Source organism: Microbaculum marinum (genome assembly GCF_037855135.1).
GTDB classification, from domain to species: domain Bacteria; phylum Pseudomonadota; class Alphaproteobacteria; order Rhizobiales; family Tepidamorphaceae; genus Microbaculum; species Microbaculum marinum.
The window spans coordinates 355,223-368,990 of the sequence record NZ_JAZHOF010000006.1 but is presented as its reverse complement, the minus strand read 5'-3'; the positions used below and the strand labels follow the sequence as shown (position 1 = coordinate 368,990).

Genomic DNA, 13,768 nt, shown 5'->3' with positions numbered 1-13,768 from the left:
AACAGGGACGTGGAACTCAGCAACTTGACGACCAAAACGATGTGCAAAGGCTGCGGTGTCCGGCGCTGCGGGATGCGTTCGGAATATGCCAACTATCATCAGCCCAGACCTGGCCAACCACAGCGCGTCGAACACACAGCTACCCTTCGGGGTTTCTAGTACCTCACGAGCATTAGGTGTGCGGCTAGCGATCATATGGGCACTAGAAAATGGTTGCAGGTCCGAGTAAACTCGCCTTACATAGGTTATTGCTATTTGCTGTCTTCCGGAGGTGCCGGGATGCGTGGAATTGACCTTGTCCGTGCAGTAGCGCCGCTCGCCCGTGAAAATTATTTGGCCGCAATCGAGGCGGGAGACCTTTTGCTCGAAGAAAACGAGATCAATACACCCGCACGTTTAGCGCATTTTCTTGCGCAAGTGCTGCATGAATCTGGTGGTCTTCGGGTGGAATGGGAAAGCATGAACTACCGCGTTGAACGCCTTCTGGCGGTGTTCGGGGTGGGTCGCCATTCCGCCGGTATTGATGAGGCCGAAGCGCGCCGACTTGCTCACAGGCAGGAGGAGATCGCTGAACGCGTCTATGGCCTTGGCAATCTGCACAAGGCCGCGGAACTCGGCAATGTGAAAGCTGGCGATGGTTACAAATACCGTGGCGGCGGGCTGATGCAGACTACGGGACGCTACAACTACCGCCGTATGGGTAGCCTGTCCGGCGTAGATTTTGAGACCAATCCGGAGTTGATCGTCTCAGCCGCGCACGCCCTGAAGCCCGCCGTAGCAGAATGGAGGGAGGGCAGGCTCAATACGTATGCAGACGCCGATGACCTCCTTTCCATTTCTCGGGCTATCAACCTAGGCAACGCTCGTTCGAGAGGCATGCCAAACGGCTTTGAAGATCGCAAGGAATGGCTGCGGAAGGTGCGCACGGTGATTGGTAGAGGCACTGCACCGCCTTCGGCCGGAATGCCGGGACGATACGTGGCAATGGATCTGCGAGAAGTTCAAAATCGGCTTAAGGGGATGGGCCTTTATTTAGCTGAGGTCGACGGCATCTACGGTGCCGCTACGGAAACGGCCATCAAGGCGCTGCTCAAGAACCAGCGCGTGACCGGAATTTCAGAGTGGCCGGAACTGCGCCTGATCATTGCCTCCCTACAGGCCCTCTGCCGCATTGATGGCATCGAGGTCGGAGCGATCGATGGGCTCTTGGGGCCGCAGACGCGTGCCGCCTTTGATATTTATGTGACGCGTATAGCGAACGGCGGCGTCCCGACCGCGGAAGAGAATTGGCGTGACGAGGACAAGGGGGCTACCGACGAGGAAGAAGATGACCGAACCGTTGGTCGCAGGTCGAATGTCGCGCCTGCCTTCACGGACTCTACCGCAAAGTCCAACTGGCCCACGGAATCCGGCGTCCAAGAATATTTCGGGGCACCCGGCAGTAATCAGGTCTATCTGCAGCTCCCATTTCCTATGAAACTCGCTTGGGACCCGGCAAAGATCGTGCGCCAGGTACAATGCCATTCTCTCGTCAGCGAATCCCTCGAGCGGATCTGGACGCGAACCTTAAAGCACTACGGCCTAGAAGAATTGCGTCGCCTCCGCCTAGACATGTTCGGAGGCTGTCTGAATGTGCGTAAGAAGCGCGGTGGGACGAGCTGGTCGATGCATGCCTACGGCATCGCCTGGGACGTGGATCCCGAGCGCAACGCGCTCAAGATGGGGCGCGACGAGGCTGCACTGGATGCACCCGAATATGATGCGTTCTGGGAATTCGTCTATGCAGAAGGAGCAGTCGGCCTTGGACGGGAGCGCAACTACGACTGGATGCACTTCCAGTTTGCGCGCCTGCAATGAGGGCTTAATGACCACGTCTTTGCAGGATAGTAAGTCTTCTTCCTCGGATCAAGCATACGCCGTCGAGGCAGACACGATGCTGCGCTTTTTCCTGAGCAAGCTGGATGTGCGCCTGCATTGGCTGGCAACTGGCCGCGTCCTAAGTGAGAGCGATGCAAAGATTCACGCCGAGGTCAAAGAAGGCCGCGAAAAGCTCCTGAACGTCGTAAGCGTAACGGAGGATGCGGCGTGGACGGAGGCCTACCGGTTAGAGCGTCTTTTGGCGATGATCGAGCCGCCAGAGAGCTTGATCGAGACGATCAGCGAGCGCCTTGACGAGGCGAAAGGTGAAAGGGTCCGGACAGAGCCCGAACTTCGTATCGCGTTCGCTACGGCGAGAGCCGCTGCTCTTGACGATGCCACGCCGCCTTCATTAAAATCGGGCGCTGAAGTTCCGCTTCGATCGTTGCTCCTCAAGATTCTCGAAGAAATACATTGGAGCATACAGCGCAAGTATTACGCGAGGCCCCTCATCCGGGACGTGACGCAGCGCATCGTTCAAATGTGCATCGTTTCGGCGATTCTTTTCCTTCTTCCCTACATCCTGATTTATGCTGATGCCGCCATTTGGGGCACGCCACGTGTCCTGACAAGACTCTATTCAGGTGTCAGTCTTTACGCGGCGCTCACGGCTGGCTTGTTCGGCGCATATTTCAGCAGACTGCAATACGTCGCCACTCGCGGGGACCAGATGACGATTGACGAGCTAAAGACCTCGAGAGGATATTTTTCGTTGTTGTTTCGGGGGTGCATAGGCATGTGCGGCGCTTTGATTGTTTTTTTCTTTCTTCGTTCTGACATGATAGATGGTCGACTCTTCCCTGAATTCGAAGACGCGGGGTTTTCGCAATACAAGATTGATATAATTGAGCCTCAATCCAGCGCCCAACAATCGCCAGCGGGGGTCGGTGGACGGGCGGGAGGCACTGCTTCTGGGTCTGCGCAGGCCCAGACTGCTGAAGGCGGCACTTCGGTCCCCGCCGAAGAAGAGGTCGGGAGCTCCGCCGCGCCAGATACTCATCCATCTACAATCGTCCCGCGCATTAACCCATCAGAAGACGACTACGCTTTAACGGTGATCGTGCCACGCGAGGCATTGGCCTTGCTGGTGTTCTGGTGCTTTCTCGCCGGATTTTCCGAACGGCTTGTTCCCAGCATCCTCAATTCCACTGAGAATACGCTGCAGAGCGCCCTTCGAGAGCGGAGTTTGAGCGAGCCGGGAAAATGACCGCAGAGCGCTGCTCGGACTTCCCGGCAATCCGCGATTGGACGACGGATTTCAGCCAGTCAAAGCGGGGGCAAAGCCATTGCTATCGAGATCAGTATATCCTGCCACCTCGGTGTTCTTCGCAAGAGTAGACTTATATTGCCGTTCAGTGCTATGCACCCCCAACAGGGGTAGTCTCATAACAAGTTCATCGATGACGGCATCATTGCGCTTCAGACTCAAGCGTTGGGTTTCTGAAGGGCACTGACTCAGGATCAGACGCGCCAAAAGGCGCTTACAACTCTGATATCGCGAAGAAGTGCTATGCGGCTTCTGTTTGTTGATGGACCTTCTCGTTCGTTCAGGCCAGTTGGGGCATCGTGGAGGAAGGCCCGCTTGCGCCACTTGGCGACGGTCTTCTAATTGAGCCATATTGGGCCGCTAGCTCTTTGATCGGAGCCGTCGATCGCCGTGTCGCACGCTCGGATGGCGTGCTTCTTGTGGCGCTGCCGTGAAGTACCTGCCCCACAGCTGATCCCGCCAATCCGGGTGATATGAACTGATTTCATCACACCGTGGGACCAATCAGGCGGCCCGCCACGCCCGGGAGAATCCTGCCGGCCTCCCCCTGCCTCACTGGCACCGGCCGTGGCCAAAGCCGTAGCGCCGGCACTCGTAGTAGACCGCGTTGAGGATGTCCTGCCCGAGCAGGACCGCCGGCGGCAGTCCGCCCGCATCGGGGCGCGTGTTGACCGAGACGACGACGCCGAGCTCCAGGTCGGCCATGAAGGTGACGAAGGTGGAGTAGCCGGAAATCCCGCCGTCCTTGGAAACGACCTGTGGCCTGCCGGTCGACCCGTCGCCGGGATGGACCACCCAGGCGTAGCCGCTCTTCGAGCCGTCCGGGCAGTTGCCGGGGGCGGGCGGGCCCATCAGACACACGTAGGGCTCTTCTGAGATCCTGAAGCCCTCCCTGATCCGGGACTTCCGCGCGCCGAGCTTGCCGTCGGCGGCGAAGGCGGCCCGCGTGAAGGCCGACAGGTTCTTCAGGCTCGAGACCAGGAAGCCCGCCGGCGCCATCGACGAGCGGGGAATGGTGGTCCGCTCGCCCGGTGCGATCACGACCGCCAACCGGTCGGCATAGCCCGACCCCGGATCGATGACCCGGACATAGGTGACCGTGCCGCCGGAGACCACCGCCTGAAGCCGGGCCGGTGTGCCGCCGTCCGGCTGGCCGCCGCGAATCGTGACCTGCGGGGCGGCTTCAAGTCCCGAGCCGCCCGCGAGGATCCTGACCCCGACGACCTTGCCGCCCGAAATGATCGCGTCGGCTGCAACGCCGTCAGCGTCTTCGAACGTGATGACGGGCGGAAGCACATAGCCGCTGCCCTGCGTCTGCACCGTCAGCGCGACGACCTGACAATCGGTATCTCCGGCCAGGCACGGGTCGTATTGCGAACAGTCGGCGCTGTCCCTGAGGCACTTGCCGAGCGTGGCGGTGACTTTCGCCCCGCTGCCGCCGCCGATGACCTCGACCTGCGGCGTCTGCGAATAGTTGCTGCCACGGCTGTCAACGACCGCCTTGACGATCATGCCGTTGCTCACGTCCGGCGAAGCCGTGGCCGGATCGTATCCTGCGACCTCGCGCGACCGCTTGCCGGCCGGCACCGTGAGGAAGGTGTCGTTCAGGCGAAGGGGCTTCAGGATGTCCTTCCTGACCGCCCTGAACCAGCCCCGCACCGCCGGGTTGCTCAGGGGCGCGTCCGGCTTGCCGCCGATCAGCAGGCCGATCAGGGCCGCACTGTAGTTGGAGTAGTTGTAGGTGGAGGGCAGGGAGTCGACATAGGGACACCTGGGCGGGCAGCCCGGCGCCTGGTAGTTCCTGGGGAGGATGTTCCGGATGTATTCGGCGAAATCGGGAACCGGATACTCGGCGATACTCGGCAGGGAATTCGGGAAGCAGCCCGGGGGAAGATGGTCGTCATCGCATATCGGCGGCGTGTCGATGACGCCTCCGGTGAAGGTCGCCAGCTGCTGGATCGTCATCTGCGAGGTGAGCGGCTTCATCGTCCCGATCCGGGCCGAGAAGTCCGACAGCGACTGTCCGGGGTCGATTTTTCCTGCGTGCATCCGCTGTCCGAGCAGGTTCATCGTGAAGACCTTGGAGACGGATCCCATCCGGAACAGCGAGCCGGGCCTCAGCGGCCTGCCGGTTTTCGCCACCGCATCGCCGTAGGTGAAGAACCTCGGCCTGCGCGGGCCGTCGATGATCGCGACGCCGACGCCGACGGCCTGGCCGTTGGCGACGAACGACCCAGCGAAGGTATCGGCGATGCCCTTGTAGGTGACGTGATCGGCCAGCGCCGCGTCGGCCGCCAGCCCGAGGGCTCCGGCAAGCAGGAGCCGCAGCGAAGCTCCACGCACCCGCCAGCGCGATGGTCCGATCGAAAGAGATGTCATGAAGGCCGCCCCATTTCCCCACGAGACGCCAGCCTCGCAATCGCAGGGCGGCCGTTGTCAGGCCGCGTCGGTCGTCATTCGCGGTCCCGCCGAATGGATCGACTTGCTGCGCGGATGCTGTCGCCACAGCGTCGCACGAGTCCGGCCGCGCCGACAAGCCGGTTTCAATCGAAGAGAGAAACTCAGCCGCACCACCCTCTCCAGCCAGCCGGCAGGGCGGTCGGGCCCTCAGGCAACAGGATCGTTGGCAATTTCGCTGTCGGGAATCCGGCCGTCCCGAGACAGGATCACCGCAACCGGCCGCCAGGCGGGGATCTGCGAACAGACGATCAGCACGATCACCATGATGGGCACCGACAGGAACATCCCGACGATGCCCCAGACGAAGGCCCAGAACGTCAGCGACAGGATGATGACCAGCGGGCTGAGGTTCAGCGAGCGCCCCATCAGCGCCGGCTCGACGAAATTGCCGATGACGAGCTGGATCGTGCTCACGCCGAATGCGATCACCAGGAACGGACCAAGCGTGTCGAACTGAACCAGCGCCACGATCGCCGGCAGGATGGTGGCGATCGCCGACCCGATGTTCGGGATGAAGTTCAACAGGACGGCCAGCAGCGCCCAGGTTTCCGCGAAATCCAGGCCCATCGGCTTCATCACCGCATAGGCGGCAAGACCGGTCAGGGCGCTGACGAACAGCTTGATCGTGAAGTATCGCTGCACGCTGTCGGAGATGGACAGGATCACCGCGCGGACGCGGCTTGCCTGGTCATGATCCGGCAGCAGGCGGTCGAGCTTCCGCTGGAACGCGCCGCGCTCGACGAACATGAAGCCCATGTAGAGAACGATCAGGGTGATCGTCGTCACGGTCGCTCCCGCCGAACCGACCAGGCCGGGAATGCGGGCCGCCAGATTGATTTCGGACAGGGCCTTCTGAAGATCCTCGGCAATGTCGCGGCCGAAGAACTCGGCGGCATCGGACAACAGCGCCTCGATGCGGGAGATGTAGCGCGGGCTCGCCGCGATCACCGCCTCGACCTGGGAGGAGAGCACGGAGACCATCAGGGACAGCCCGTAGGCAATGATGATCAATCCGATCACCGTGGCCAGCGGCCGCGGCACGGACCACCGTCCGACGTGCAGCTTGGTGATCCAGTCGATCAGCGCGGCGAGCAGGCTGAACAGCACCAGAGCGATGGCGATCGGGATCAGGTATGCCCGTGCCGCCGTCAGGCCCCACAGCATGATCGCGACGACGACGATCCACAGGAACCAGCGCGGAGGGCTCATTCGGCGGCCCCGGTCACGCCACGGCTTCGCGTTCGCGACGTTCCATCAGCGGGGAGCGGCCGTAGAATTCGCGGTAGCACTTGGAAAAGTGCGAGGCGGAAACGAAGCCGCAGGCGACCGCGACCTCGACGACCGGCAGATTGGACTGAAGCAGCAGATGCCGCGCCCGGTCGAGCCGCAGTTCCAGATAGTAGCGCGCCGGAGAACGCCCCATCGTGCGCCTGAACAGGCGCTCGATCTGGCGGCGCGACAGTCCGGCGTAGCGGGCGAGCTCGACGAGCGACAACGGCTCGGCGATGTTGGCCTCCATCAGCTCGATGATAGTGAGAACCTTCGAGTTGTGGATGCCGAGCCTCGCCCGCAGCGGCAGCCGCTGCCGGTCGTGCGGGCCGCGCACCCTGTCGGTGAGCGCCTGCTCGCAGACGCGGTTGACCACCGTCTCGCCGTGATCGGCATCGATCAGGTTCAGCATCATGTCCAGCGAGGCCGTCCCGCCGGCGCAGGTATAGATGTTCTTGTCGACCTCGAAGAGGTCGGCGTAGATCTCGGCTTCCGGAAACGCCTCGGCGAAGCCGGGCAGGTTCTCCCAGTGGATGGCGCAGCGCTTGCCGTCGAGCAGGCCGGCCCTGGCCAGGATCCAGGCGCCGGTGCACATGGCGCCGACCGTGACGCCGCTGCGGTTGAGCTGGCGGAGCCACGAGTTGAGCGACTTGGAGTCGTACTTCTCGACGAACACGCCGGAGCAGACGAAGAACATGTCCGGCCGCTCGTCGGAGTGCATTCGCCGCTTCTCGTCCTCGAGCGAGCCGTCGACCTCGACCTTGACCCCGTTCGATGCGAGGCCGGGCGTGCCGTTCTCGGTGATCAGCCGCCAGGTGTAGAATTGCTGGCCGAGCTGACGGTTGGCGAGGCGAAGCGGCTCGATCGCCGTCGCGAACGCGATCATCGAGAAGTTCGGCACGAGAAAGAAGACGATGCAGCGCGAACGCGTGACGGTTGCGTCCATTAAAGCCCGCTCCTGGACTCCGGTCATGCCGGATCGTACGGCCAGCATTGCACATGTCGCAATCAGGCCACTCATCGCTCCTAGATGACAAAAGGTCCGAACGCAAGAACGGCATGGTGAGCAGCGTGCGAGCCAGTGTGCGAACGCAGGGTGACGCGGGGTTTCGGCGCCTCGTCCCGGCGCTCCCCGCGGCACCGTCACGCAGCCGCAGGGGCGGCGATCTCTGGTTCGGGAGCGGGTGCCAAATGCAGCGCTATTCCGTCTTCTCGCTGATCCGCGAAGGCCTGAACGGCCATCGCGGCTGGCATCGCGTCTGGCGCCATCCCGAGCCGAAGGCCGCCTACGATGCGGTCATCATCGGCGGCGGCGGCCACGGGCTGGCGACCGCCTACTACCTCGCCAAGGAGCACGGGCTCACCAATATCGCGGTGATCGAGAAGGGCTGGATCGGCGGCGGCAATTCGGGCCGCAACACGACGATCATCCGGTCCAACTACCTCTTCGACGAGAGCGCTGCGATCTACAATCACGCGCTCACCCTCTGGAAGACGCTCGGCCGCGAGCTCAACTACAACATCATGATGAGCCATCGCGGCGTGCTCAACCTCGCCCATGACGAGCACGAAGGCCGCCAGCTGAAGCGCCGCGTCGAGGCGAACCGGCTGAACGGCGTCGATTCCGAGTGGCTCGACGCCAAGCAGGTCAAGGACTTCTGCCCGGTCATCAACATCTCCCACGACATCCGCTATCCGGTGCTCGGGGCCACCCTCCAGCGCGACGGCGGCACCAACCGGCACGACGCGGTGGTCTGGGGCTACGCGCGTGCCTGCGACGCGATGGGCGTCGACATCATCCAGCAATGCGAGGTGACCGGGATCAGGACCTCCCGGGGCGCGGTCACCGGCGTCGAGACGACCCGGGGCACGATCAGGACGCCGAAGGTCGCATGCGTCACCGCCGGGCATACCTCGGTGATCGCGTCGATGCTCGATATCAGGCTGCCGATCCAGAGCCATCCGCTGCAGGCGCTGGTGTCCGAGCCGATCAAGCCGCTGGTGCCGTGCGTGATCATGTCGAACGCGGTGCACGTCTATTGCAGCCAGTCCGACAAGGGCGAACTGGTGATAGGGGCGGGCATCGACGCCCACAATTCCTACACGCAGCGCGGCTCCCTGGACATCATCGAGCACCAGATGGCCTCGCTTTGCGAACTGCTTCCGCCGGTCGCGCGGCTGAGAATGATGCGCCAGTGGGGCGGCATCGTCGACACCTGCCCCGACGCCAGCCCGATCATCTCGAAGACGCCGGTCAAAGGCTTCTACATCAACGGCGGCTGGGGCACCGGCGGCTGGAAGGCGACGCCGGGCTCCGGCCATGTCTTCGCCTGGACGGTCGCCAAGGACGAGCCCCACCCGATCGCCGCACCCTTCGCGCTCGACCGGTTCCATTCGGGCGCGCTGGTCGCCGAGCACGGCGCCGCCGCCGTGGCGCATTAGGGGGTAGAGGTAATGGGTTTTTCGCCTGATTTCGAAATCGCCTCCGGCGCTTTCGACGCCGCATTCGCGGCGCCCCCACCCCGACCCTCCCCCACGAGGGGGGAGGGGGTACGACTGTCATGCGTCCCTGACAGCGCCGCTATCGATTCCGCCATGTCCTGCCAAAGGGCCGGAAAACGGAAGGTGCCGATGACACCTCCCTCCCCCCTCGTGGGGGAGGGGCGGGGTGGGGGCGCGAGCCGCAGGCGAGCGGGCGGCTTGTCGATCGAATGCTTCCGTTGCTAGGTGCGCCCATGTTCCTGATCGACTGCCCCTATTGCGGCGCCCGCGACCAGTCGGAATTCTCCAATGCCGGAGAGGCGCATGTCGTGCGCCCGACGAACGGCGAGGACCTGACCGACGAGCAGTGGGCGGACTTCGTGTTCCTGCGCAACAACCCGAAGGGCCTGTTTGCGGAGCGCTGGGTGCATACCGCCGGCTGCCGGCACTTCTTCAACATGCTGCGCAACACCGCGACCGACGAGATCCTGGCGGTGTACAGGATCGGCGAAAAGGCGCCGGCGGTGGAAACGGTCGAACCGGCAACGCCGTCGGGCGAGGCGCCGATCGGGTCCGGCAACGATGCGGTGAAGGTCATCCAGCCGGAGGCGGGCAATTGACCGCGCAACCGTTCCGACGCCCCTCGGGCGGACTGATCGACCGCAGCCGCGTCGTGCGCTTCCGGTTCGACGGCCGCGATTTCACCGGCCATCCCGGCGACACGCTCGCGTCTGCGCTGCTCGCCAACGGCGAACACATGGTCGCGCGGGGCTTCAAGTATCACCGGCCGCGCGGGATATTCGGCGCCGGTTCCGAAGATCCGGCGGCGCTCGTGCAGATCGGCAGGGATGCCGCCCGCACGGACCCGAACACGCGCGTCACCGAGCAGGAAATCTACGACGGCCTCCAGGCGACCGCCCAGAACGTCTGGCCGTCGCTGAAGTTCGACGTCGGCTCGCTGAACGACTGGGTCTCGGCGTTCCTGCCCGCCGGCTTCTACTACAAGACCTTCATGGGGCCGCTCGGCAGCTGGATGGCCTTCGAGCCGTTCATCCGCCGCGCCGCCGGCATGGGCCGGGCGCCGAGCCTGCCGGACCCGGACGCCTACGAGAAGGCCAACCGGCACTGCGACGTGCTGGTGGTCGGCGGCGGCCCGGCCGGGCTGATGGCGGCACTGGCGGCCGGCCGAGCCGGCGCCCGCGTGATCCTCGCCGAGGAGACCGCGGCACTCGGGGGCCGACTGCGTTCGCTGGATCCGGACAAGGTGCACATCGGCGGCAAGGCGCCGACCGCCTGGGCGGACGACGTGCGGGCCGAGCTGGAGGGCATGGACGACGTCACGGTCCTCGCGCGGACGGCGGCCTTCGGCTACTACGCGCAGAATTTCGTCGGCCTGTGGGAGCGGGTCTCCGACCATCTCGCCCCGCACGACCGGCCCGAGAACCTGCCGCGCCAGCGCGTCTGGCGGGTCAGGGCAAAGGAAGTGGTGCTCGCAACCGGGGCCGTCGAGCGGCCGCTGGTGTTCCACGAGAACGACCGGCCGGGCGTCATGCTGGCGGGCGCGGCGCGCACATTCGTGCACCGCTACGGCGTGCTGCCAGGCAAGAGGGTGCTGGTGTTCGCCAACAACGACTCCGCCTGGGAGGCGGCCTTCGACCTGCAGGCCGCCGGCGCCCGGGTCACCGGCATCGTCGACCTGCGCCGCGACATCGACGGCAGCCTGCTGAGCGCGGCGGCCGAACGCGGCATTGCCATCCATCCGGGCGCCGCGGTGGTCGGGACGTCGGGCAATCACCGCGTCTCCGGGGCGACGGTGCGCCGGATGAGCGGAGCTGACCGCGTCGAGGGGCCGGTCACCTCGATCGAATGCGACCTGCTCGCCGTGTCCGGCGGCTGGATGCCGAACATCGCGCTGTTCTCGCAGTCCCGGGGCAAGCTGCTGTTTGACGAGGACCTCGGCGCCTTTCGGCCCGGCCAGTCCTGGCAGCGGGAGCGAACGGCAGGATCGGCGGCGGCGACCTTCGATCTCGAGGGCTGCCTGAAGGAGGGCGCAAAGGCCGGCGCCGAGGCGGCGACCAAGGCGGGCGTTGCCGCCCGGACGATCCGCGCGCCCAAGGTCGAGGGCGGTGAGCGGCCGCAGGGCAGTCCTCGGGTCATGGCCGAGATTCCGTCCGGACGTCCGAAGCACAAGGTGCGGGCGTGGATCGACCTGCAGGACGACGTGACCACGAAGGACCTGAAACTGGCCGTTGCCGAAGGCTACGATTCGATCGAGCACGCCAAACGCTACACCACGTCCGGCATGGGCACCGATCAGGGCAAGGTCGCCAACATGAACGCCTTCGCGCTGGTCGCCGATGCGCTCAAGAAGCCCGCCTGGCAGGTCGGCACGACGACCTATCGCCAGCCCTGGAAGCCGGTCACGTTCGCGGCGCTGGCCGGCCAGCACGTCGGCGCCCATTTCCATCCCCGCCGCACCACGCCGATGCATGACTGGCACAGGGCGAACGAAGCCGTCTTCGAGCCGGTCGGCGACTGGCTGCGGGCCCGAGCCTACATGCGCGACGGCGAGCGCTTCGATGATGCGGTGCAGCGCGAAAGCCTGGCCGCGCGCCAGCAGGTCGCGGTGCTCGATGCCTCGACGCTGGGCAAGATCGACATCCGCGGCAAGGACGCCCGCACGTTCCTCAACCTCGTCTACACCAACGCCTGGTCGAAGCTCGCCCCCGGCAAGGCGCGCTACGGCCTGATGCTGGGCGAGGACGGAATGGTGATGGACGACGGGGTCACCGCGTGTATCGCCGACGACCATTTCCACATGACCACCACGACCGGCGGGGCCGCGCGCGTGCTGACATGGCTGGAGGACTACCTGCAGACGGAGTGGCGGGACCTCGAGGTGTATCTGACGACCGTGACCGAGCAGTGGGCGGTCGCGAGCCTGTCGGGCCCGGACAGCTGGCGCGTCGTCGCCGACCTCTGCGAGGGGATCGACCCGGACCCCGAGACCTTCGAGTTCATGAATTTCTCCGAGGCGACGATCGAGGGAGTGCCGGTCCGGGTCTTCCGGATTTCGTTCACCGGCGCGCTCGCCTACGAGATCAACATCGCCGCGGACTACGGACTGTGGCTGTGGAACAAGCTGATGGAGGCGGGCCGCAAGTATGCGATCCAGCCATACGGCACCGAGGCGATGCACCTGCTGCGCGCCGAGAAGGGCTTCATCATCGTCGGCCAGGAGACGGACGGAACCGTGACGCCGGGCGACCTGCGGATGGACTGGATCGTCTCCAAGGCGAAGGGCGACTTCATCGGCAAGCGCTCGCTCAGCCGCTCCGACACGGCGCGCACGGATCGCAAGCAGCTCGTCGGTCTGCTGACCGACGACTCCAGGCTGGTACTCGATGAGGGCGCGCACATCATTGCCACCGGCACGGAGGCGGCTGCGCCGGTGCCGATGCTCGGCCACGTCACGTCGAGCTACATGAGCCCGACGCTCGGCCGGTCGATCGCATTGGCGATGGTGAAGTCCGGCGGTGCGCGGATCGGCGAGCGACTCTGGGTCTCGCGAAAGGGCGGGGCGCCGATCCCGGTGAAGGTGACCGAAACCGACTTCCTCAAGCTGCGGGAGGACGGCGATGTCTGACGCCCGCCGCCGGTCGCCGCTCGGCCATCGCAAGCCGATCCGGGCCATGGAAGGCGCCGCGCGCATGGTCGAACTGCCGTTCATCGGCAAGCTGGCGCTGCGCGTCGATCCGCAGGCCGACAACGGAGCCGTGAGGCGGGCTCTCGGCGTTCCGCTGCCCGCCGACGCCTGTACGGCGACGCGGCAGGACGAAACGGCGATCCTGTGGATCGGTCCGGACGAGTTCTGGGTCATCACGCCTCGCGACGGCGAGGCAGGGTCGGCGAAGGCACTGGAGAAGGAGCTGGCAACGATCCATCACCAGGTGGTCGACGTCACATCCTACTACACCGTCATCGAACTGGCGGGGCCGCGCGCCGCCGAGATGCTGATGAAGCTGACGACGCTGGACCTGCACCGGCGTGCGTTCGTGGCGGGGCAGGTGGCCGGATCGATGTTCGGCGCGGCGCAGGCGACGTTGTGGCAGGTCGAGGGCGACGAGGTGGACGGCGGGCCGACGTTCCGTCTGTTGGTGCGGCGCACGATGGCCGACTACCTGTGGTGTCTGCTGGCAGAGGCCGGCTTCGAGTGGGGCATGCCGAAACAGGCACCCCTTTCGGGCGAGACCTGGCGCCTCGAAAGGTAGCAGGACCCAACGCGAGACAAGCGCGGCGACAGCCGGAGGGGCCGGCCGCCGCCGCATCTACGGGCCCTGGGGGGGGGGGGGGGGGGGGGGGGGGGGGGGGGGG

The 13,768-nt window shown here is 64.9% G+C and carries 9 protein-coding genes; 6 read left to right on the top strand and 3 right to left on the bottom strand.

Translation table 11 applies throughout. From position 1 onward, the window contains the following. The first annotated feature begins 279 nt into the window (after positions 1-279). Positions 280-1,857 carry a peptidoglycan-binding protein gene (locus V3328_RS16450; RefSeq protein WP_340330775.1) on the top strand — a complete coding sequence of 526 codons (1,578 nt, stop codon included), beginning with the start codon at positions 280-282 and terminating at the stop codon, positions 1,855-1,857. A gap of 7 nt (positions 1,858-1,864) precedes the next feature. Then, positions 1,865-3,124, top strand: a complete 1,260-nt coding sequence (locus V3328_RS16445) for a hypothetical protein (RefSeq protein ID WP_340330774.1) — start codon at positions 1,865-1,867, stop codon at positions 3,122-3,124. Between the two features lie 612 nt (positions 3,125-3,736). Here the strand turns inward: V3328_RS16445 and V3328_RS16440 are convergent. The 3 genes from V3328_RS16440 to V3328_RS16430 all read right to left on the bottom strand — a co-directional run bounded on the left by V3328_RS16440 (position 3,737) and on the right by V3328_RS16430 (position 7,859). Beyond that, positions 3,737-5,563: a serine hydrolase domain-containing protein gene (locus V3328_RS16440; protein ID WP_340330773.1), complete on the bottom strand. Its 1,827-nt coding sequence runs from the start codon at positions 5,561-5,563 to the stop codon at positions 3,737-3,739. Between the two features lie 228 nt (positions 5,564-5,791). Further along, the gene (locus V3328_RS16435) at positions 5,792-6,853 is read right to left on the bottom strand and encodes an AI-2E family transporter (protein WP_340330772.1); all 1,062 of its coding nucleotides are present in this window, start codon (positions 6,851-6,853) and stop codon (positions 5,792-5,794) included. 13 nt (positions 6,854-6,866) lie between these two features. Further along, positions 6,867-7,859: a GlxA family transcriptional regulator gene (locus V3328_RS16430; protein ID WP_340330771.1), complete on the bottom strand. Its 993-nt coding sequence runs from the start codon at positions 7,857-7,859 to the stop codon at positions 6,867-6,869. Positions 7,860-8,104: 245 nt separating this feature from the next. On the opposite strand from V3328_RS16430, the gene V3328_RS16425 reads away from it, so the two are divergent. The 4 genes from V3328_RS16425 (at position 8,105) to V3328_RS16410 (ending at position 13,665) form a co-directional block, all read left to right on the top strand. Next, entirely contained in the window at positions 8,105-9,355 is a 1,251-nt protein-coding gene (locus V3328_RS16425; RefSeq protein ID WP_340330770.1) for a sarcosine oxidase subunit beta family protein, read from the top strand. Positions 9,356-9,648: 293 nt separating this feature from the next. Then, complete coding sequence (locus V3328_RS16420; RefSeq protein ID WP_340330769.1) at positions 9,649-10,014, top strand: sarcosine oxidase subunit delta; 366 nt, start codon at positions 9,649-9,651, stop codon at positions 10,012-10,014. Beyond that, entirely contained in the window at positions 10,011-13,040 is a 3,030-nt protein-coding gene (locus tag V3328_RS16415) for a sarcosine oxidase subunit alpha family protein (protein WP_340330768.1), read from the top strand. Before V3328_RS16420 ends, V3328_RS16415 begins: the two co-directional genes overlap by 4 nt. Then, positions 13,033-13,665 (top strand): sarcosine oxidase subunit gamma, encoded by a 633-nt coding sequence (locus V3328_RS16410; RefSeq protein ID WP_340330767.1) that lies wholly within the window; start codon positions 13,033-13,035, stop codon positions 13,663-13,665. Before V3328_RS16415 ends, V3328_RS16410 begins: the two co-directional genes overlap by 8 nt. Positions 13,666-13,768: the final 103 nt, after the last annotated feature.

Coding starts and splice junctions, on each gene's coding strand:
- V3328_RS16450 (WP_340330775.1), top strand. CDS start 280: ATGCGTGGAATTGACCTTGTCCGTGCAGTAGCGCCGCTCGCCCGTGAA.
- V3328_RS16445 (WP_340330774.1), top strand. CDS start 1,865: ATGACCACGTCTTTGCAGGATAGTAAGTCTTCTTCCTCGGATCAAGCA.
- V3328_RS16440 (WP_340330773.1), bottom strand. CDS start 5,563: ATGACATCTCTTTCGATCGGACCATCGCGCTGGCGGGTGCGTGGAGCT.
- V3328_RS16435 (WP_340330772.1), bottom strand. CDS start 6,853: ATGAGCCCTCCGCGCTGGTTCCTGTGGATCGTCGTCGTCGCGATCATG.
- V3328_RS16430 (WP_340330771.1), bottom strand. CDS start 7,859: ATGGACGCAACCGTCACGCGTTCGCGCTGCATCGTCTTCTTTCTCGTG.
- V3328_RS16425 (WP_340330770.1), top strand. CDS start 8,105: ATGCAGCGCTATTCCGTCTTCTCGCTGATCCGCGAAGGCCTGAACGGC.
- V3328_RS16420 (WP_340330769.1), top strand. CDS start 9,649: ATGTTCCTGATCGACTGCCCCTATTGCGGCGCCCGCGACCAGTCGGAA.
- V3328_RS16410 (WP_340330767.1), top strand. CDS start 13,033: ATGTCTGACGCCCGCCGCCGGTCGCCGCTCGGCCATCGCAAGCCGATC.